This window comes from Flavobacterium marginilacus (assembly GCF_026870155.1).
In the GTDB taxonomy this organism is placed as follows: domain Bacteria; phylum Bacteroidota; class Bacteroidia; order Flavobacteriales; family Flavobacteriaceae; genus Flavobacterium; species Flavobacterium marginilacus.
This window is the reverse complement of record NZ_CP113975.1, coordinates 2,227,990-2,249,275: the sequence shown is the minus strand read 5'-3', so window position 1 is coordinate 2,249,275 and position 21,286 is coordinate 2,227,990. Positions and strand designations below refer to the sequence as shown.

The 21,286-nt window shown below is 35.7% G+C and carries 21 protein-coding genes and 1 pseudogene; 14 read left to right on the top strand and 8 right to left on the bottom strand.

Annotation, left to right across the window (positions count from 1 at the left end):
- The first annotated feature begins 52 nt into the window (after positions 1–52).
- The 3 genes and pseudogenes from OZP07_RS09660 (at position 53) to OZP07_RS09650 (ending at position 942) form a co-directional block, all read left to right on the top strand.
- Positions 53–385: a winged helix-turn-helix transcriptional regulator gene (locus OZP07_RS09660; protein WP_281638189.1), complete on the top strand. Its 333-nt coding sequence runs from the start codon at positions 53–55 to the stop codon at positions 383–385.
- 74 nt (positions 386–459) lie between these two features.
- Positions 460–645: pseudogene (locus tag OZP07_RS09655) on the top strand (Fe-Mn family superoxide dismutase); the annotation flags it as partial.
- Between the two features lie 18 nt (positions 646–663).
- On the top strand, positions 664–942 hold the full coding sequence (locus tag OZP07_RS09650) for a YHS domain-containing protein (protein ID WP_281638188.1): 279 nt from the start codon (positions 664–666) through the stop codon (positions 940–942).
- 182 nt (positions 943–1,124) lie between these two features.
- Here OZP07_RS09650 and OZP07_RS09645 read toward each other — a convergent pair whose 3' ends face one another.
- The 6 genes from OZP07_RS09645 to OZP07_RS09620 form a co-directional block, all read right to left on the bottom strand.
- Positions 1,125–2,219, bottom strand: a complete 1,095-nt coding sequence (locus OZP07_RS09645; protein ID WP_281638187.1) for a PepSY-associated TM helix domain-containing protein — start codon at positions 2,217–2,219, stop codon at positions 1,125–1,127.
- Between the two features lie 21 nt (positions 2,220–2,240).
- On the bottom strand, positions 2,241–4,373 hold the full coding sequence (locus OZP07_RS09640; protein WP_281638186.1) for a TonB-dependent siderophore receptor: 2,133 nt from the start codon (positions 4,371–4,373) through the stop codon (positions 2,241–2,243).
- Between the two features lie 176 nt (positions 4,374–4,549).
- Positions 4,550–5,356 carry a DJ-1/PfpI family protein gene (locus OZP07_RS09635; protein ID WP_281638185.1) on the bottom strand — a complete coding sequence of 269 codons (807 nt, stop codon included), beginning with the start codon at positions 5,354–5,356 and terminating at the stop codon, positions 4,550–4,552.
- Positions 5,357–5,358: 2 nt separating this feature from the next.
- Positions 5,359–6,246: a DJ-1/PfpI family protein gene (locus OZP07_RS09630; RefSeq protein ID WP_281638184.1), complete on the bottom strand. Its 888-nt coding sequence runs from the start codon at positions 6,244–6,246 to the stop codon at positions 5,359–5,361.
- Positions 6,247–6,301: 55 nt separating this feature from the next.
- Positions 6,302–8,692 carry a TonB-dependent receptor gene (locus OZP07_RS09625; protein WP_281638183.1) on the bottom strand — a complete coding sequence of 797 codons (2,391 nt, stop codon included), beginning with the start codon at positions 8,690–8,692 and terminating at the stop codon, positions 6,302–6,304.
- Positions 8,693–8,786: 94 nt separating this feature from the next.
- Complete coding sequence (locus OZP07_RS09620; protein ID WP_281638182.1) at positions 8,787–9,092, bottom strand: hypothetical protein; 306 nt, start codon at positions 9,090–9,092, stop codon at positions 8,787–8,789.
- A 299-nt stretch (positions 9,093–9,391) separates the two neighbouring features.
- Here OZP07_RS09620 and OZP07_RS09615 point away from each other — a divergent pair, with 299 nt between their 5' ends.
- The 11 genes from OZP07_RS09615 (at position 9,392) to OZP07_RS09565 (ending at position 19,351) form a co-directional block, all read left to right on the top strand.
- Positions 9,392–10,837 carry a c-type cytochrome gene (locus OZP07_RS09615; protein WP_281638181.1) on the top strand — a complete coding sequence of 482 codons (1,446 nt, stop codon included), beginning with the start codon at positions 9,392–9,394 and terminating at the stop codon, positions 10,835–10,837.
- A gap of 1 nt (position 10,838) precedes the next feature.
- Positions 10,839–12,188: a c-type cytochrome gene (locus OZP07_RS09610; protein ID WP_281638180.1), complete on the top strand. Its 1,350-nt coding sequence runs from the start codon at positions 10,839–10,841 to the stop codon at positions 12,186–12,188.
- A gap of 205 nt (positions 12,189–12,393) precedes the next feature.
- Positions 12,394–12,558, top strand: a complete 165-nt coding sequence (locus OZP07_RS09605; RefSeq protein WP_281638179.1) for a hypothetical protein — start codon at positions 12,394–12,396, stop codon at positions 12,556–12,558.
- A 1,301-nt stretch (positions 12,559–13,859) separates the two neighbouring features.
- Positions 13,860–14,237, top strand: a complete 378-nt coding sequence (locus tag OZP07_RS09600; RefSeq protein ID WP_281638465.1) for a single-stranded DNA-binding protein — start codon at positions 13,860–13,862, stop codon at positions 14,235–14,237.
- Positions 14,238–14,282: 45 nt separating this feature from the next.
- Positions 14,283–15,356, top strand: a complete 1,074-nt coding sequence (locus tag OZP07_RS09595) for a DUF932 domain-containing protein (RefSeq protein WP_281638178.1) — start codon at positions 14,283–14,285, stop codon at positions 15,354–15,356.
- A 51-nt stretch (positions 15,357–15,407) separates the two neighbouring features.
- Positions 15,408–15,806 carry a hypothetical protein gene (locus OZP07_RS09590; RefSeq protein WP_281638177.1) on the top strand — a complete coding sequence of 133 codons (399 nt, stop codon included), beginning with the start codon at positions 15,408–15,410 and terminating at the stop codon, positions 15,804–15,806.
- A 54-nt stretch (positions 15,807–15,860) separates the two neighbouring features.
- On the top strand, positions 15,861–16,397 hold the full coding sequence (locus tag OZP07_RS09585) for a PRTRC system protein E (RefSeq protein WP_281638176.1): 537 nt from the start codon (positions 15,861–15,863) through the stop codon (positions 16,395–16,397).
- A 17-nt stretch (positions 16,398–16,414) separates the two neighbouring features.
- On the top strand, positions 16,415–16,633 hold the full coding sequence (locus OZP07_RS09580; protein ID WP_281638175.1) for a PRTRC system protein C: 219 nt from the start codon (positions 16,415–16,417) through the stop codon (positions 16,631–16,633).
- 17 nt (positions 16,634–16,650) lie between these two features.
- Positions 16,651–17,826 (top strand): hypothetical protein, encoded by a 1,176-nt coding sequence (locus OZP07_RS09575; RefSeq protein WP_281638174.1) that lies wholly within the window; start codon positions 16,651–16,653, stop codon positions 17,824–17,826.
- A complete protein-coding gene (locus tag OZP07_RS09570) occupies positions 17,823–18,545 on the top strand; it encodes a PRTRC system protein B (protein ID WP_281638173.1) in 723 nt (240 codons plus the stop codon). Before OZP07_RS09575 ends, OZP07_RS09570 begins: the two co-directional genes overlap by 4 nt.
- On the top strand, positions 18,545–19,351 hold the full coding sequence (locus OZP07_RS09565; protein WP_281638172.1) for a PRTRC system ThiF family protein: 807 nt from the start codon (positions 18,545–18,547) through the stop codon (positions 19,349–19,351). The genes OZP07_RS09570 and OZP07_RS09565 overlap by 1 nt, the downstream gene beginning before the upstream one ends.
- A gap of 340 nt (positions 19,352–19,691) precedes the next feature.
- Here the strand turns inward: OZP07_RS09565 and OZP07_RS09560 are convergent, their stop codons facing one another.
- Entirely contained in the window at positions 19,692–20,927 is a 1,236-nt protein-coding gene (locus OZP07_RS09560) for an MFS transporter (protein WP_281638171.1), read from the bottom strand.
- Positions 20,927–21,274, bottom strand: a complete 348-nt coding sequence (locus OZP07_RS09555) for a DsrE/DsrF/TusD sulfur relay family protein (protein WP_281638170.1) — start codon at positions 21,272–21,274, stop codon at positions 20,927–20,929. The genes OZP07_RS09560 and OZP07_RS09555 overlap by 1 nt, the downstream gene beginning before the upstream one ends.
- Between the last annotated feature and the right edge of the window lie 12 nt (positions 21,275–21,286).

Genomic DNA, 21,286 nt, shown 5'->3' with positions numbered 1-21,286 from the left:
TACTTACCTAATCGTTTGGTACTTACTAAATGGTTAGAATTATTGAATAGCAATGGAAAAAAAAATAAAAAAAAATCCACCTTGTGATGAAAGCTGTCCTGTAAGAGCCTCTTTGTCTCTTTTAAGTGGTAAATGGACGCTGATGATATTGTTTCAAATCAACGAAAACACGGTGCGATATGGTGAACTCAAAAGAGCCGTTACTGGCATTAGTGAAAAAATGTTGATACAAGAATTAAATATGCTTGTTGAGCATAAACTGGTTAATAAAAAAGTTTTCCCCCAGATTCCTCCAAAAGTAGAATACACATTGACGGAACTAGGATTGAAGACCTTGCCAATTGTAGATCAGCTGGCACAATTTGGACTCGAAAATTTGGTATGATAAACCATTATTAAGGTTTTCAACATAATAATCGCAAGTTAATCATTTGAACCTATACTAGGCATATTGCCGCTAGTCAGGATAACCCATTAATGGATGTTGCCGAAAATGAAGGAATGCCTATTTTGGCCATTGATGTCTGGGAACACGCTTATTATTTAAAATACCAAAACAAACGTGCTGATTATCTATCAACTATTTGGAATGTTATCAATTGGAACGAGGTAAGCAATTACTACGAAGCAACAAAACGAAAATAACCACTAAATAAATTCAAAATGAAAAAACTATTTTTAATTATTTGTATTGCAATATTATGGAGTTGCAACAAAAAAGAAAAGAATGTTGTCAAAGAAAGTACAACTGTTATCGAGCCAAAAAATCCGCTCAACCAATTGAAATACGATAACAAAATTGATTTCTATTGCAAAATGGATATTACAAAATATGGCGTAAGCGACACAACACATTACAAAGGGAAACTATATGGTTTTTGTTCTACAATGTGCAAAAACGAATTCTTGATGAAACCAGAAGAATATTTGGCGAAGCAGTAAAATAAAAAAAGCAGGAACGTTTACAATTTTGAAACTATCCTAAAAAATGTAAATAAAAAAAGTGAGAGCTTACATAAACTCACACTTTTTTTATTTGTAAAAAATAGAAAACCGAACTACTGTGTATTTGATAAACATTTTAGGTACTTTAAGAAATAGTATAAATACCAGATTTTATACCATTAATCCCTTTGTTTTCTGCCTTTTCTTTTCCAAAGAAAAAATCCCGTAATGGAAAGGATTGCGGGACTAAACCCGGCAAATACATAAAGAATTTTGATAAAAATATTATCATAATCACCTCGGTGAAGCTGTTTCATCATCCAATAAAAACGGTCAGAAAATGTTTTTTCTTCAATCCGTATTGTTTTTAGCCAATTTCCACTATCACGGTCATAATAAACGTCACTGCCTTTACCAAAATAAAGCGGATTTTTGGTATCCGAAAACTCACCACTTACTACTATTTCAGTGTTTTTATCATTAGCTATTTTTACAGCTATTGGATTGAAATTCCGAATTTCCTTTGCATTTTTAATCACTTGATCAATATTTGCTTTTACCTTGTAATGCTGTTCTTTTTGGGGAGTTATTTCCCATTCTGCGGGTAAAAAAAGACTTTTATTCATCCAGAAACCGGTAAAAAACAGAATAAAATTAAGCATCAAAGTCCAGACGCCGATAGCCCTGTGGAGCGATGAATTAAAGGTTCTGGCAGATTTACGATTTAACTTCTCTTTGAATATAAGTGTAGTAAATATTTTTTTACGATAAATGATCACACCGGTAATTAAGTTTATCAATAAAGCAATTGCAGCAATAGCCGTTATGAGTCTGCCTGGTTTATCAATTAAAAGCGAATAGTGCGCCAGATAGAGCCAGCGAAAAAATGGGGAATGAAAGGAGCTAAAATCGCCTTCTTTTATAATTTCCCCGCTATAAGGATCAACCATACAGCAGTAGAGATAATTATGAGCCACATTATCCTGATAATTATAAATCATAAATTCATAGCTATCACACGTATTTCTTGGAAAAGTATGCAGCATAATCTGTCGTGCTTCAGGATACCTTTCTGAAACTTTATGATACATCTCGTTTAATGAAATGGAATTGCTTCCCTTTGCACAGTAGTGCATTGGCGGGTTATTGAAATATTCGATCTCTTTTTGAAAAACCAGTAATGCACCCGAAATTCCGAAAAAAAGATACAGTACCCCGAAAATTAATCCGAGGTAACTGTGAATCTTAAATGATATTTTTGTGATTTTTTTCACTTTAAGTTTAAAAATAAAGCTTTATAATTTCAATTTAAAAGATAAGATAACCTCACGCAGCATTCCTGGCGTAATCATACCACGGCCTCCATACCAATAGTGCTCGTTAAGCAGGTTATTAGCAGAAAGAGAAAAAACATATCCTGCTTTTTCAAAACTTAAAACAGAATTGATTAAGGTGTAAGCATCTGTAGAAAAAGAACCATTAGTATTATTGATAATTAAGTCTTTACCATAATGACTCCCGCCCAAGCCTAAAGAAAAACCGTTTAAACTTTTTGACTGCGGAGCATAATTGATGTACCAGGTTCCGGAAAGTTTAGGACCCGCATCTACAGGTCTTAAACCTTGAGTAAGTGCATCTGAAACGATAAGTTCACTGTCGTTATAAGCAAAACCTGTATGCAGAAACAATCCTTTGATTGGATTTGATTCTAAATCAGCTTCAAAACCTTTACTACGCTGCTCACCATCTTGTAAATAAGAGGCGGTATTATTTGGATCTTGCCTTACCACATTGGTTACATCTATACTATAATAACTCAAAACGGCATCCAATAAGTTCTTTTGCAGAGATATTTTAACTCCCGATTCCCATTGATTTCCATAAACGGGCTGAAAATTGGTCATCTCACCATTTACTGATTGAGGTGCTTGGGCTTGAAAACCATTCATATAATTAGCAAATAATGAAATTTTTTGAGGAATGATTTGATAATTAATTCCCAATTTTGGAGAAATAGCAGTCTGTTTGTAATCAGCAGTTGTGGTGGCTGTTAATAAATCCTGCGTTCCTTTGTTGTCAATATGATTTATTCTTGCGCTCAACATCAGGCTAAGATTCTCAAGGGGATTAATAACATCCGAAATATAAAATGAATAATGATCCTGAACTGCCTTATAATTTTCTCCATACGGTTTTGAAGCCAATTGAGAAGCAATGTATTCATTATTAAAAAGAGCATTTTGACCATCAATTCCAGTTGCTGGAACTTTAGTGAAATTCATAGATTTACTACTGATAGCATAGAGATAATGGTAATATTCAACTCCAGTAACAAGTCGGTTTTTTATTTTTCCAATATTGAAATTTCCAACAAAATCTTGTTGAATTTGCTGGCTGGTAATATTTTCCGGGTACATTCTGTACACTCTTCGGGTAACATTTTGGCTGTTATCATCCAATCGCAGTCGTATATAATCTCCTGGAGTTTTATTATTAACTGAAATTAAATTGGTTTCAGATTTCCAGTTTGGTGAAAGCTGATTAGTAATTTTTCCATAAATATTTACTGCCTTATTGTTCAAAATTACAGTATTATCCTGGAAAGAACGAAAGTAATCCAAATTCAGTTCCTCAGACGATTTAGCACTGCCTAAAGCCACTTGGTACAGTGGGTTATTAGTAGCCGTTTTGTTTAAAATTTCGGCATCCAGCTGAATCTTCATTTGATCATTAACCTGATAAGAAATACTTGGAGCAGCAAAAAAAGTTTTTGAAAAACCCTGATCCTGAAAAGAGCCTTTGTAAGTATAAGCCCCGGTTAGTCTGGCTAGAATCTTCCCGTCTTTGTCAAGGGGACTGTTAATATCAACTGTTGCCCTTTGCAGATCATAAGAACCACCCGACACACTAATATTGGCAAATGCCATATGCTGCGGTTTTACGGTAATACGATTAATGAGTCCGCCAAAAGTTATCATTGTAGCCCCACCGCCGCCGAAAATTACGGCACTTGGCCCCTTGATAACCTCTAACTGGGCTAAGCTGACAGGATCTATATCAGATGCTACATAACCATTAACCCCATTTCTGAAACTCGAACGCGTACGAAATCCTCTAATGGAATAATATGGGGAAATACCTGCCCAGCTAGGGGCAACACCAGTGGCATTTTGTAGCATTTCGCCTTGAGTGTAAAAATTTCTATTTTTAATGAGCTGTGGCGAAACCGAAGCGGTAACCTGCGGATTTTCTAAATTTTTAATTGGAAGTTTTGAAGCCAATTCGCTTGAAACGTCCTTAAACTTTCGGACTCCTTCAATAATCACTTCGTCCATTAGGGTATATTTTTTTTCTATGCTGTCCTTTTCTTGTGCATAAATTTGCAATGAAGCTACTAAAGCCACCGCGATAAAAATTTTTTTTTTCATTTTGTAATTTTATAATTATAATTTTATTAGAGTGAAAGCACTTTTTCATTTTGGTATAACAATGAAAAGTTATTCCAATACGGATTGAAATTTTTACGCTACTATTTTACTCTTTTAAAGAAGCTATTTTACTTTCCCTTTTTTATACTGTCCAATACAGGTCCAAACATTGAATCTTACATTTCTTTCATCATTTTTACAGTTTCTTTGTCGGTATTTGTTACCGAACCTCCTTGTAATGGTGGTTTTGGATCATATTCTAAATCTAGCATTGTTATTTTCAAATAGTTATCGCCACGAACTTCCTGAACAATGGCAAGACTCATATCAATACCTGCTGTGATGCCTGCACTAGTCCAATATTTGCCATCTCTAACCCAGCGTTTTTGTTGAAAATTGGCACCATACATTGTTAGCATTTCTTTGGCATTGTACCAATGGCTTGTTGCGTTTTTATCTTTCAATAATCCTGTGGCTCCAAGTATCCAAGCACCATTACAAACACTTGTTGTAAATTGGGTTGTTTTATCAATTTTTCTTATCCAATCTAAAGTTTCGGTATCTTTTGTAAGTAATAATGTTTCTGTACCTCCACCCGGAATAAGAAGAATGTCAAGATTTTTAGTGTCCGAAAAATCACGGTCTACCTGAATTTTTATTCCGCTACTATTTTTTATAATTCCTTTGTGCTTACTTACAAAAAAAACCTGCGTTCCCATCATTTCACTTAATACTTGATAGGGCCCCATTGCATCCATTGTCGAAAAATTATCATACAGCAAAATACCAACTGTTTTGATATTTAGTTTTGGCTTATCCAAACGGCTCATTATTTCTTCGTGAGTGGCGGGCTTTTGCTCTGGATTTTCTTTTGCAGAATTATTGCAGCTAAACAAGGTTATTGATGCTAAAATCACATAGAGTATTTTTTTACTCACGCTAATTCTATTCAATTTTTGGAGTTCGTGAATCTGTGATTTCATAATTATTTATATTTTAGTTTGTTCTTTTTAACCTTTTCCAGACTGTCAACAATAGGGTTTACACCTGCATCATACATAGCATTCATCATCCATTCGACTAAAAAACCTGTTTTTTCTGGAGTTCCCCCTTCAATTGGCGGATGTGGATCATATTCCATATCCAACATTATACCTTGGGTGTATTTTTCGCCCCAATTATCATTAACAATTGCCAATGCCATATCCATTCCTGCGGTAACTCCAGCCGATGTCCAATATTTTCCATCATTGGTATATCTTTTGTGTGCAGGTTTTGCACCGTATTTTTCCAGGAATTTATCTTCGTTATACCAATTGGTAACGGCGAATTTGTCTTTTAATAATCCTGTGGCACCAAGTACCCAAACCCCTGTACAAACCCCACAAGTATATTTTGAATTTTTATCAATCATTCTAATCCAATCGTGCAGTTTTTCATTATACGCCGCTTCAATAGTTCCTTTGAATCCCCCAGGAATAACCAAAATGTCCAACTGTTTTACTTGGTCAATTGTTGTGTTGGGAACAATTTGCGTTCCCATTACCGTTGTAACATTCCCAGGCTTTATAGCTATTAATTGTACTTTGTTTCCTGTTTGTCCCAAAACATATTTTGGACCACTAAAATCCAAATCATTAACTCCATCATAAACTAAAATTCCAATAGATTTTATCTGTTGTTTGGGTTTACCCAGAATCATATCCATTATTTCTGAATGATTTTCAGCGGTAATGGTATCGGTAATTTTTGACTTTATAACTTTATCGTTTTCCGATAGTTTCTCTATTTTTTTAGGAGCATCGTTATTGTCATTTTCTTTACATCCAAACAATAATGTCAGTAGCATTAGATTTATAAAAATGGCTCTCATAATCGTTATTTTTTTAATGGAGTTGGCAAAATATTTTACCAACTCCCAATATTTTTTAGAATTTCCCTGTCAATGTTACACCCCACATTCTTGGAGTCCCCATCATATAAGCTCCGTAACCAAAAGCCATATAACGCACATCGGTTAGGTTACGTGCCCACAATGCAATGTCTAAATGCTTACTGGTAATACCCGCTCTGGCATTGAGCATATTATAAGAACCCTGGTGGTAAGCATTTACAAAATCCAATTTATATTCTCCTACATATTTATATTCTCCTCTTATAAATGCTTTGAAGTTTTGAGATGATTTAGAAAAAGGCACATCATATTGAGCGGCAAACATAGACAGCACCGCAGGATTATTAATTGCCTTGTTACCTTTATAATCTATTACAGTATTGGTAGCTGCATCAAAAAGTTCCAGTTTTTTGTATTCGCTATGCGAAGTACTGGCTGTCCAATCTATTTGCAAATTTTTGACAGGAATTACAGATGTTTCTAATTCTAATCCGTAATTATCCATATCGCCAACATTTAGCGTAGCATAGTTTACACCGTCTTGTGAGGTAGATACCTGTTGGTCTTTTTGCTGAAAATAAAATGCGGTCAGGTTTAATTTTAATTTATTATTCCACAAATTGTTTTTGGTACCTATTTCATAATTATCTGAATTTTCAGGTTTGTAAGTTGGGTTCGTCGTACTGCCAAAATTAAATCCTCCTACTCTAAATCCTTTTGCATAAGATCCATAAACCATAGTATTCTCGGTCAATCTGTTGCTCAAAATAACTTTTGGTGTAAAGGCGTTAAAAGTTTTCTTAACAGTACTATCCTCGGTTACAGGCATTACGACACCATCTTTTTCAAACTCGGAGTTTTGAGTAAGTTCTCGGTGCTCTATATCATATCTGGCACCAACAGTAACATCAAATTTTGGTGTAAAAGCATAAGTAGCTTGCCCAAAAAACGCCACGCCATAAGCATCTCTTTTGCCATTGCTGATAGAAGAATAAGGAGCATTAGGATCAAATAATGCATAGTCTTCATCAAAATAAGTAGTGCTACCATTCTTGGATTTCTCTCCGAATAAATAAGAACCTGCAGTCCATTTTAACTTACCGGCATTTGCAGGAGAAGAAAAGCGAAATTCCTGCGTCAATTGATTTTGTTTTGACCAAGTGGTACCACTAATAAGTCGGTCAGCAGTAAAATCAAAATCAAATCTTCCCGGAATCCAAATATGATAATCTACAAAAGAAGAAATAGATGTAAAATTAAAGTCCTTTCCATAATATTTTACTGCTAAATCCGTGTTGAAATTGGTTCTGCGTTCGGTATTATCCCAATTTCCGAAAGCCGTATAAGGGTTGGCAATTGCCGATTCATAGGTAGCTGCCCAAGGGTATCCACCCTTGTCTTTGTCGTTTTCATACCTAGTATTCCAATCGATTGTCCATTTATCCGATACAAGATATTTTAGGTTCACATTTCCGGTATATGCGTTGTGGTGGTCGAAATCTTGGGTGTTTAATGTAGGGTTTGAATAAATAGCGCCACGAGCGTTGGATTGCAAACCTGCATTCACAAATAATTTATTTTTTATTAGTGGTGCGTTAAAACCTACACTATAACGCTGTTGCCCATAATTGCCAAAATCCATTGTGGCAAATCCGCTTGTTTGGTTTATAGGTCTTTTAGTAATGACATTGAGTACACCTCCAAAGGCATTTCTGCCATAGAGCGTTCCTTGTGGTCCACGTAAAATTTCTACTCTCTCTATATTACTGAAATTGAGCGGTGCAGAAAAATAATCAAATTGATAAACGCCATCGACATAAGTAGCCACTGCTTGGTCATTTGAAAAGCCCATAGCACCACGAATATTTAAAAAATTAGACCCTGTGGTATTTCCGTGTTCTACCGTAAAAGTACTCGGAGCCAATGCAGTAAGGTCGGTGATAGTCCATACTCGGTAATTTTCTAACTGCTTGGCATTTAAAGAAGTGATGGCTATTGGTGTTTTTTGTATGTTTGTTTCAACTTTATCGGCAGTAACTATAACTTCGTCCAATGCTTGTGTATTGGCTGATAACGTTACTTCAACCGTTTGTGATTGGTCTGTAGCTTTAAGTTGTTGCACTTTTGATGCAAAACCTACGGCAGTAACCTGAATTTGATAATTGCCTTTTTTTAGGTTTAGACTAAAATTGCCTTCTTTGTCGGCAACCGTTCCAGTAGCACTATTAAGCACACTAACATTGGCAAAAGGCACCACTTGGCCAGCTTGAGATTTGATTGTTCCTGTTATGTTTTGTGAAAAGGAAAATTGCCCAATAAAAATTAGGACGAAAAGTATATATTTACTCATACTTACTTTATTTTGTAAGCGGAATTCGTGACCCGAGCCATATTGGCGAACAGGCGTAGCAATCTGTGATTTCATTTTGATAATTATAAATATTAATAATTGTTTTGTTCGCAAAAAGCCAACAAAAGTTACATTTCAAGATATTTGAAATGGTAATTAAATACTATAATTATGCAATTGGTGGACGAAAAATAGTAAAAAAAATGGATTTTGTTTTTGCAATTTTACAGAAAATCGATATTTTAGTTATCGACGGAAGTTTAATAAAGGGAAGGTTGTATTCGTTTTCAGTAATCGTATAAATACTCTCTATTTTTTCTTTTAAAAGAGTGGTGTTTTTCTCTTCTTTTTCGGCTTGTTTTTTTAATTCTGCTTTTAAAACACAATTTCCATTACAGGTATTGTTTTTTTGTTCTCTCAATACACAAAGTGTTTTGGCAATTTCGTCTTGGTTGATTTTGAATAGTGTGTACACGAATGCACTACTAAATAAATTTAGAAACAAGATGATTGTTAAGCTTATGGAGAGCAGTAATTTCAATTGTTTTTTTGAAGCGAAAGTAATCCTCAAACTTAATCTTTCAAAATATAATCCCATATATAACTAAAAAACGATACGATTGGATTGAAAATCTAAATTACAAAGTGTAAATACCTGTAAAAAAAGCATTTTTATCAAACTAATCAGGAACGTTTTTCTAAATATTCTGCTTAATTATTTTTAGTAAAATAATGAGCTCTGACTGAAATTTGCGGAATCAAATTTATGTTATTATGGATTTTCCAATGTTTCATTTAGACTGGCTCAATAATCGAATGCTAATTGCAATCATCGCCATTCTACACGTTATTATTAATCACGGACTAGCTGTTGGTTTTATGCCATTTGTAACTTGGCTCGAACAACGAGGCGTTTCCCGAAGCGGTAAAGACCAAATCACCGATATGGAATGGGACAATATGGTGTATAAAATAATGAAAGTCGCTTTTATTATTACTACAACCATCGGCGCAATGACGGGTGTTGGAATATGGTTTTCGGTGGCACTTGTGAGTCCTGCATCTATCGGAAGTTTAATTCGGGTTTTTTACTGGGCTTGGTTTACAGAATGGCTGGTTTTTGTTACCGAAGTTGTTTTGATTATGATTTATTTCCTGACTTGGAAAAACAGTAATACCACTTTAAGAGCAAAATTGCGTCATATTAAATTTGGATGGTATTTGAGTTTATTTTCTTGGATAACAATGGCAATAATTGTTTCCATACTTGGTTTTATGATGGATCCAGGGAACTGGGAAACCAATCATACTTTACTAAACGGTTTCACTAATCCAATATATCTACCCCAGCTCTTTTTCAGAACCCCAACAGCAATGCTTGTGGCTGGTATCTTCGGAATGTTTTTAATTACATTATTTACAAAAGCTGGAACCGAAATTAGAATTAATGCCGTAAAATATGCTTCAAAATGGTTATTGTTTTGGGCACCGCTCTCACTAGTTGCAGCCTATATGTACTACCGGGCAATGCCAGATGCAATGACCGAAAATTTGAGTACAGCAGTAGGAACTATCGCTTTTGCGCAATACTACAATCTACTAATGTATTTTGCTTTTGGAGGAGTAGCTCTTACTTTGATTATCGCATTTATTGGAATCTATAAAACAAAATTACTAAAACCGTATCTTGTTATTATACCCGTTATTACTGCTATGGCTTACCTCGGGTTTTTCGAACGTGTACGTGAATTTATTCGAAAACCGTATGTAATCAGCCAATATATGTATTCCAATCTTTTGCTAAAAGACGATTATGTGGTTTATAAACAAGATGGAATTTTAAAACACGCCACTTACACCTCTGTAAATGAAGTTACCGAAGACAACAAAGTCGAAGCAGGAAAAAATGTTTTCATCATAGCTTGCAGTCGTTGTCATACAGCCCAAGGTGTCAATAGTGTTGTATATGTTTTTGACAGAATGTATAGCGGCAATGGAAAACCTCTTAACATTGACGCAATGGCCGCCTATATGCCTAATATGCACAACGGACGAACTTTTATGCCTGAATTTCCCGGAAATGAAAAAGAAGCCGAAGCCTTGGCAACTTACATCAGCTATTTACAGCGGACAGGCGATGTTCTGGAAGGTGCCCAAGAAGAAGGCGTTTCCATAAATCCAAACAATACAGCTTCGGCTCTAATTAATAAAAACAAATAAGATGTTGACTAGTTTATTTATCGCATTACAAAGCGTAACACCTGTTCCAAAAGACATTCCACTGCCATTGCCTTTACCCGAATGGCTATTGATAATCATACTTGTCGTTTCCTTTCTAGTACATATTCTATTTGTGAATCTAATGGTTGGAGGATCATTGCTAACCCTTTGGTCACAAATAAAAGGGCTGAAAAACAAAGAATATGATGTATTAGCCCACGAAATAGCGGCGACAATAACCGTAAACAAAAGTATGGCGGTCGTAATGGGAATTGCTCCATTATTGAGTATCAACGTGCTTTACACCGTATATTTCTATTCGGCAAATGCACTGACAGGTTTAATGTGGTTAGCCGTAATTCCTTTGGTTACCGTAGCTTTTCTATTAACTTATCTGCATAAATACACTTGGAAGATTTTAGAAAACCATAAAGCCATTCATATTTCAATCTTGGCTTTGGCGGTTGTGATCTTTATGTTTATTCCGTTTATTTTCTTGACGAATATCAATTTGATGCTCTTCCCAGAGAAATGGGCATTGGTAAAAGGCTTTTTCAGTGCAATGACTTTGCCAAATGTTTTTCCAAGATATTTCCATTTCATTTTCGCCTCTTTATCCATCACAGGTTTATTCTTGCATTGGTATATGGGTAGAAAAAATTATCCATTCGAAACTATTTTCCCGACTTTTACCCGATATGAATTAAAGAAAAAAGGGTATTCCTTAACATTAGTTGCATCGGTAGTTCAGTTCTTGATTGGCCCATTGGTATTACTAACATTACCATCAAAAGGATTGGGATGGAATCTAGTAGCAGTAATATTCACAGGAGCTGCCATTGCGCTTCCGGCTATGTGGATGATGTGGAAAGGAATAAAAGGAGATGAAGCTGCCATAGACAAAGATTTCAAAAAAGTATTGATTCTAATGACTATTACTGTTGTTTTTATGGGTTCCGGTCGTCAGATTTACCGAATGAATGCTCTAGAAAAACACAGAGAATTAGTAAAACTAAAAACCGAAGAATTTCAACAAATCAAGAAAGAAGCTATTGCTAAAAGCAAAGAAGCACAAGCACAAGAAAATACCGCCGATTTATCTGTAGCCGACAAAGGAAAAGCAGTATTTAGTCAATACTGTGCAGCTTGTCATAAAACAGATGTAAGGCTAGTGGGACCGCCAGTGCTGGAAATGGCAAAAATTTACAAAGGAAACATAGCTGATTTACAAAAATGGATTAAAACTCCAGGAAAGAAACGTCCAGATTATATTCAAATGCCTGGTTTTGAATCGCAACTCAATCAAGAACAGTTAGATCAGCTTGCTGAGTATATTTTAACTATTAAATAATTATAAAATCAAATTTTGTATGTCAAAAGTGTTTTTTATGTTCCCTGTTTTTGTCTTTTTAATTTTTACGGCTATTATGATTAGCACCAATAATCATCCAAAAAAACCAAATAAAAAAGTCAACGAGATGGTTTCCTTCACAGAAAAAAAGACACATACAGTATCAAACCAGTTGAATTAAATAAACGTTTTAAAACAATAAACTATGACACAATTTTTCGCCATTATAATTATAGTATTCGTTTTTGCATCTATTGTATTTTTGATAAAAATCAAATCGACAACATTGCAAATTTTAAAATCAAAAGAGCTAAACAACGAAGAAAACAGATTAGAAAAGAATTATGAATTCATAAAAGGTCTTTTTTAAACATTTTAATGCCAATTTAAATTAAAACTTAAGTCATAATAAGTTTTTTCCATTTCCATAAATTGGCCTGAATACCCTGAATAGTTCTTTAATCAGGGTATTCTAAAAAAATACTGCCATTCAGAGAGTATATTCGTTAAAAAGTGTCCTGAATTTATTTAAGAATTGGTCAGTTTAAAGCCCTGTTGATGCTGACACACGCAGGGCTTTTTTATTATTTTTAAAAAATATCGCAATATTTTTATGCCTCTATTAAAGAATATTTTCTCATAAGAGTCATATTCCGCGCGCACAATTGCAATTAAAACGGACCAGACTATCACGTCCTTCTTTCTTAAATTATTTATGGTATTTATGTAATAACTATTTTAATAATCATAATTAGTAATTCAAAATTAATCACAATAAACTGATTTTAAAGCTATTTGAATCTAACTTCATAAGAACTTCCATTTCAAGTGCCATATCGTTGAGTCTTCCATTATTTTTTATCGGGAATCAAAAAAATAACTAAAACTGAACTTTTAGTTTCAATACAGAAGCAAAAGCTTTTTGCAAATACACAAATTCAATACAGCTTTGTAAGTCTATTTCTGCAACCATCCCATGAGTTCTTTAGAGCCAAATCCATCTAATTACATCTTTTTAGCAATGCCCAATCTTCTATAAATGGTTCTTCCTTTCCATTAAAAGTTACAATTTCATGCTGTCGAATAAATCCTGAATCTGAATCGTTTAGTTTTCTTTGATTTTAATATTATGCCTTTTGAAGGGGGGGCAGTACTGTATCTAACAGGTGGGTCTTAGAAATCATATACGATTCCAACAATATATCCTTTACAAGCCAATCTAATGGCTAACTTATCTTTTAAAAGGCTTTAGATATTTTGAGGCATTAATGAGTTTTTCTAACTCCTTAAAACCGTTACTCAATACAATTCTCATTACTTCCCCTTCATTTTTGTATTCAAAAACCAGTATGCTTTTGTCTTATTTCACGAGCAAAGGTAACTCCGTGTTCATAACGCAATAGCAAGGCCCGGTCCTTCAGATTTGATAAAAAATCTCCACCCATACGGGTTGTATTTTTTATCAAAGCCTTGCTATTGCTAAACACTCACCTTTTTATGCTCATGAAACAAAACATAGCATACTCCAGCTCTTTAAACGAATAAAAAAAAATGTCAGCAATGAGAAATAAAATATTAAAAATAGTAATGATGAAACAAAACAGCACCTCCTCTCATTGCCGAATAAATAAAATTTCAAAAAAAAATAATTCATTAAAAAAAGTAAAAATCATGAAAATCATTGGAAGAGTGACAAAAGATGCGCAGGTACGCACATTGTCAAACAGCAAACAGGTAGTAAATTTTTCAGTCGCTATCAACGACAGCTATCGAAATAAAGCGGGCGAACGTATAGAGCAGACAACCTACTTTGATTGCGCATACTGGCTTAGCCCAAAAGTAGCAAACATACTCACGAAAGGCACTCTTGTGGAACTCACGGGCAGAGTAAGTGCAAGAGGATGGACAGGCAATAACGGAGAAGTGTACGCAGGTCTGAACTTCAACACCTCGCAAATCAAATTGCACGCAGGCGGTAAAAAATCCGAAACGGCACAAACTGCCACGGAAATCAATAATAACAAAGCGGAGAACGACCTCCCATTTTAACTGTAGGTTTTTAAACAATTTTTAAACTTTTTAAATCATTTTATCATGGCACATAATATCAATTTCAACGAGAGTACAGGGCGTTATTCATTTTTCAGCGTTCAGCAAAAAGCGTGGCACGGCTTGGGGCAGATTGTAGAGCAATACCCAACAAGCAAAGAAGCCATAAAACATGCAGGGTTAGACTATGAAGTCATTAAAACACCCCTATATACCAAAGGTTCGGGCATTATTGAAACAGCAAACGGTATAGAAATAGGCAGTAACGAACTGCATGTTCCCAAGTACTTTGCTAATATCCGCACCGATAACAATGCCGTATTGGGTGTGGTGGGTAAAGATTACCACATCGTACAAAACCGTGAAGCTTTCAATTTCTTTGACGCCATTGTAGGCGGTGACGAGGGTATTCTCTACGAAACCGCAGGAGCATTGGGACAAGGCGAACGCATATTCATTACAGCCAAACTGCCCGATTATATCCGTGTGGGCAATGGCGATGATGTAACAGAAAAGTACATTTTCCTAACCACTTCGCACGATGGCAGCGGAAGCATTACAGCAGCCTTCACTCCTATCCGCATTGTTTGCCAAAACACCCTTAATGCTTCGCTTCGCAGTATGACCAACGTAGTGCGTATCAAACATACTTCGGGAGCAAAACAACGTATTGAGAACGCACACAAGATTATGGGATTGGCGAATACCCTAAGCACACAATTAGAGGGCATATTCAATGAATGGGCTAAGGTAAGAGTTACAGACCGTGAAGTAAAAAAGCTAATTCAATTGGCACTTTGCCCGAACAAGGAAACATTGGATTTACTCAAAAAGGGTGCGGAAGATGAAATTTCCACCGTGTTCAAAAATGTAGTGCAAGACGCCTTTGCATACGCTATGACAAGCGACACTCAACAGATGGACACAACCAAAGGTACATTGTTCGGTGCGTACAATGCTGTGACAGGCTACTACCAAAATGTACGCAGTTACAAGGATGATGAAGCCAAACTGCAATCTATTGTTATGGGTGGAACAGCACAAATAAAATCACAAAAAGCATTTGAACTATGTACTGCTTTTGCAACAGACGGAGCGGAAATCTTAAACCTTAATTAAATAACCACAGACTACCGTCTTAAATGGCGGTAGTCTTTAAAAACTAAAGCAATGAATATCGGAACTATTACATACAGGGACTACGAGACAAAAAACATAGGGCTTAATTGGAATTTCAATGAATCAGAATTGCTCCGCATTATGTTGAATAATAAAGATTTTGTCCGCTTTGAAATCTTTGATAGAAACAATAACCTCTTACTGACAACACATCATCCGCATGTAGAACAAAAGGTAATATATATCAAGGTTGCAAAGATAGAAAAAGAGAAAAAAATTACTGGGATAACCTCTGATGCATTCAGAACACCATCAACTATCCGCAGGATAAAAGTACGTTGGAACGTAAACGGTAGACGATTCAGAACGAAGAAAGGAGCCCTTGAGTATGTCTATTGGGAAAACAGAAGAGCAACTTTGAAAATTGAGTCGTTCGTTGACCGCAGATAGTATAACTGACTGCAATAAAAAAACTACTAAACAACATTTAAAAATCTAAGAACGATGAACACATATTTTTTCAATCAGATAGCACAATTGGAAATTGCAGGTGATTTGCAACTGACCATAGCAAAGGGAGCAGAAAACAACCTTATTGTATCGGTTATGCTCCAAAACGAACAATGCGGAGACAACGCAAAACAACTGATTCCACCGCTTAATTTAAGGGGAACAGCAGAAGAATTGGACGAGGGATTTTTTCAGCAGATAACAGCTCCTTTGCAAACCGCCTCGGGTTTAATGGTAAATATGGAAGCCTTTATGAAACAATTGGAAGAAGCTAAAAAGCAATCGGCAATGGAAAAAGAAAAAACCGAAAAAGAGAAAAAAGAACAGGAAGCCAAAGATAAGAAGTTTAAAGACGGTATGGCAAAGGCAGACGAATTGGAAAAAGAGGAAAAGTTCCGTGAAGCGTGGATGAAAGTACCAGAAATTACCGATTACCCCGAGAAAGCGGACGAGATACGAAAACGCAAATCCGAACTATCAGACAAGTTTTCTTCAACAGGTCTGTTTGCGACAGAACAATCTATCGTTTAACAAAAAAATCAAGAGTTATGTTATTAGCAACAAAGTTAGAACGAGTATTCATACTCAAAGATAAAGGACAGGACATCAGACTGACCGACCCAGAACCACGTTGGAGTGTGGAAGCAGTATTGAATTTTTACGCCAATACGTATCCCATACTAACCACCGCAAAAATATCTGCCCCCATTATCCGTGATGATAGGATAGAATACAAATTGGAAAGCGTAATGGGGACAAAAGGTTAAACCAAAAATCAAAAACGATGAACTATGCAACGCAATATCCTATCGGGAACTATCAGCATACCCGAACAAAAAATACAACGGCAGCTGCACCAACAATTAAGCGAGTTCGCCCATTGGATGCAGAGAGCCAAATATGCAAACGAGGTTCGGAAAGACAAACAGAAATCAGTGCCGATAGCAATGCTTCCAATGGTTTTCTAAAGTGTACGTTTTTGCCTAAACTGAAAACAGTGCAATCCGTACAGGCTTGTACGAAAACAGCAAAAATGAAAAAGGATTTTTACAAGTCGCTTTCCCAGCTTGCCCAACATTACGACATTGAACCATTACAAACGAAAGATTATGGCTATCCTTACAATATGGCATTGGCTATGTGGGATGCTGAAAACAAGTTAAAACAAATCAATGTCAATTGGGATAATTTACGTTTGGTACAGGATAGTAAGAAAACATTTTTTACAAGCGAAGAACGATACAGCACAGGCACAACCTTGTACTATATTCCAATTGTGCCGCTCTTTCAAATGCTCAATGACCCAAAGCGTAAAAAGACGGCTCAATTGCTTGTTTCAGTTTGCAGTTATCTGTACCATATTGCCAATATACCCTACTACAGACAGGAAAACAGCTATCTGTACTGGATGTATGAAATGATGAACGATTGGGTAGAACAAGACGATTATACCGAGGAAACGGAAAGCTGTATTGCAGAGATTGTAAAAGCCGAATGGATAGGCGAACGGATAGAACAAAAACTGTTCAACCGTATTAATTTACAGGTATTTGAACAGCGTTTAAACTGCTTTAAAAGCCATGACGCATTCGACCTGGAGTGTCAAGAAGTAGCTTGCAATGCATTTGCCCTTTATGCGCAATATCCGCACGAGAGCATTTTCCGAAACGCACCAAGCCCCCAAGAAGACCCCTATAATGATGAAAACGACTCCGAAACCGTTGGAATGGAAAAGTACATCTCCTTTATAGCAGATACCACAGGTTGGTTGTATGAGAGACTTGCCGACAGTATTAACAATGAGTTTAACGAGTATGGAGCAATGGAAGAACCGACCATTTTCAAACGTTTTGACGGAAGCAACATTAAACAAACCAATCTTGATTTTGAGAACCGCCTGTTTGCCCTTTTGGACGAACTCTGCACACTACTGTATGATTATAAAACGACAAGAAAATGAACAATGTAAACGACATAACCGAGAATTTCGGAACGCTTTACCACCCAAAATCTGCATTGGTTTTTTACCAAACCAAAGGAACGAATACCGATATGTACGTGGAGCATTTTGATATGGACAAAAACGGAAATCCTATCAATGCCCATCCACTAACCGTAAATGAAGCTAAAGTATTGGCGAAGGCTTTACAATCCGAAAAAGAAAAGGAGAAAGCCTTTTTAAAGCCAAAAGGAATTTTGCCGACTAATATACTGCATATCAATCCAAGCGAAAAAGGCACGGTACTTTGGTACACCAAAGCACAGGAACAGCAATTGTATTTTGTCAGCGGTTTGGAAATACCCAACGGCAAAGCGTATGTACCGCCAATGCTTTGGTATGCCAATAAAAATAGCCTTGCGGTATTTGCCCTCGCAACCGATAGAAGACCAACAGAAAATACATCATTGTATTTTGCTCCTTTCTTCAACATTTATGAAGATGGAAAAGTATGTATGGGGACTGTAAGTATAGACATTAAAAATTCCGCTTCCGTAGAGGAATTTACAACTGCTTGGGAAGACTACTTTTTCAACAGCTACTTCAGCCATTTATTAGGAAAACAAAATCCCATAAAAGGGAATTGCGTAAGCCTTTGGAAAAAACTGATTGAAACAAGCGAAGCCTTTCCTAAAGATGTATTAAAAAAGAACAACAAAACCCTTAAAAATATTTTGTGATGAATACTGAGAAACTAAAAGTACATTTTACAGATAACTATCTGATAAGCCCGACCAATCCCATTGCGGTAAACTTAATCGGCGCAGGTGGTACAGGCTCAAAGGTTTTGAGCGCTTTAATGGAAATGAACCACAGCTTAATCGAATTGGGACACGCAGGCTTACGTGTCAGTCTATGGGATGATGATATTGTGACCAATGCCAATTTAGGAAGACAGCGTTTTGCAGAAAGTGAAACAGGGTTATACAAATCCGTTGCACTCATCAACCGTGCAAACCGCTTTTCAGGGACAAACTGGAAAGCGGAAACCGCAAGATTTGAAAAGGACGGTTTAGGCAGAATACCCGAAGAAGCAAAAGCAACAATTTACATTACCTGCGTGGACAATGTACAGTCGAGGTTTGGAGTTGCCGAAATACTGAAAGAAATAAGCAGCCGCAGACACTATAGGGACGAACCTAAATATTGGCTGGATTTTGGAAACAGCCAGCATATAGGGCAAATGTTACTATCTACCATAGGAAACATTCATCAACCCAATTCGGAGAAATACGAAACGGTGGCAAGCCTGCCAATGATTACCGAAGAATTTGGAGAATTATTGAAACAGTCTGAGCAAGAGGACGACACACCAAGTTGCAGTTTAGCGGAAGCATTGGAGAAACAGGATTTGTTTATCAATTCCTCTTTAACCCAGATGGGCTGTTCGCTTTTATGGAGCTTATTTCGACACGGTATGACACCCTACAGAGGTTTTTTTCACAATCTGAAGGATTTTCGAACCCATCCCATAAAAGTCGCCTGACAGCCGGAATCGGGCGCAAAAAGACACTCCCTCCTATGGTCGGAACAGTCTTTTTGCGTCAAATCTGTGCAGCCACTTTGCCAAAAATATATTCCGATACATAAACTCCTCTCCTATATTTTTCCAAAGAGGCTGTGAAGTTTTCGTTAGGGATACACATCCCTAATAATAAATTCTGCGGACTTCTTTTCTTTATCCTGTCTTGCGACCAAAGAAAAGAAGCAAAAGAAGGTCGCTTTGGACTTACTCATCCTTCCTACTTTCTTTCATGAGTTCGCACGAAAAATAAAGTAGCAAAGAAACCTCCTGTAATTTGGATTACTATAACAAAGATGTGAGTTTAGAAATATTTTTTAAAAAGTCTTTTAGAAGTTAATTTACAAGACATTCTATAAATAATAATTGTTGCAGAAATAATAGTTAATACACCAATAAAACCAATTGAAAACTCAATGCTGAATATGTTTGTTAAAACACCAGTCAATATAGCACCAATAACATAACCGAAATCTCTCCAAAATCGAAATACGCCAATAGTTTTTGCTCTCTGTTCTGGATTTGTATCTTCTGCAATGCTTGACAAAAATGTTGGATAAACAATTGCTGTTCCAATACCTAATAAGACTGAAATAGTTACAAAATGAAAAATTGATGTTGAGAAAACCAAACATACTATGGCTAAACCTTGTAACAACATTCCCCAAAACAGCAAATCCCTTTTGCAATAGATATCCGAAAGTTTTCCTGTTATTAGTTGTCCTAAACCCCAAACAATTGGATAAGTAGCCGTAATTATTCCAATATTGGCAATTCCAAATCCTCGTTGTGCTAATAAAATTGGAATTATACCCCAAATCATTGCATCATTCAAATTATTTATTAATCCTGCTTGAGTAACTGAACCTAAATTTTTATTTAACCAACTTGTTTCTGTAAAAGTATTTTTTAATAGAGGAATTGTATTGTTTATTTCTGTTTCTTTTTTAACGTGTCCGGCAGTATCTTTTACAAAAAACCACGTCAATAACGTTCCAAGGATTACAATTACAATTCCAATATAAAAAGGATAAGGTCTTACTCCACAATTATCAGCTATTACACTTGTTGCATAAGCAACAAGTCCTAAAGCTCCATAACCTGCAAATTCATTTAATCCCATTGCAAAACCACGCTGTTTTTCGCCGACTAAATCCATTTTCATTACAACCGTACTTGACCAGGTTAATCCTTGATTTATTCCTAATAAAATATTTGCAAATAAAATCCAGTTCCAATTGTTAGCATATATGAGAATGAAAGGAATTGGAATTCCAATAATCCAACCATAAAGGAGCAGTTTTTTTCTGCCAAATTTATTGGCTAATGCTCCTGCAAAATAATTGGTTATTGCTTTAAATAATCCAAATAATATGATAAATGATAAAATTATAGAAGTTGAAGTAAGATGAAATTCTTTTTCTGCAATTTCAGGCAATAAGGTTCTTTCTAAACCTATCATTCCGCCTACTAGCGCATTAATAAAAACCAATAGCCAAAACTGTTTCCAGTTTTCTTTTAACCCTAATTTTATTTCCATTAAAAAGTTATGATTTTGTCAGCATTAATAATTAAATTGGAGTATTCGGCCATATTACTAATCTCTACACCTTCAATTTTATTAATGTTTCCTCTTGCTTCCATACAACTCTTGCATATTTTTATTGAAGCTCCTTTACTAATTAATTCTTCTATAAGTTCTCCTGCATTATATTTTGTAGCCGATGGTTTTTGATTTTGAATAATTGAGCCAATTGAGTCAGAAAATAAAAAATAGCTTATTTGAATATCTTTTACTTGATTCAATAATTGTATGCCTGTACGAAGCCCGTTATATGATTTTTCATTAGCATAAGGCGCATCATTTAGTATGATTAGAATTTTCATTTATAATTTCGA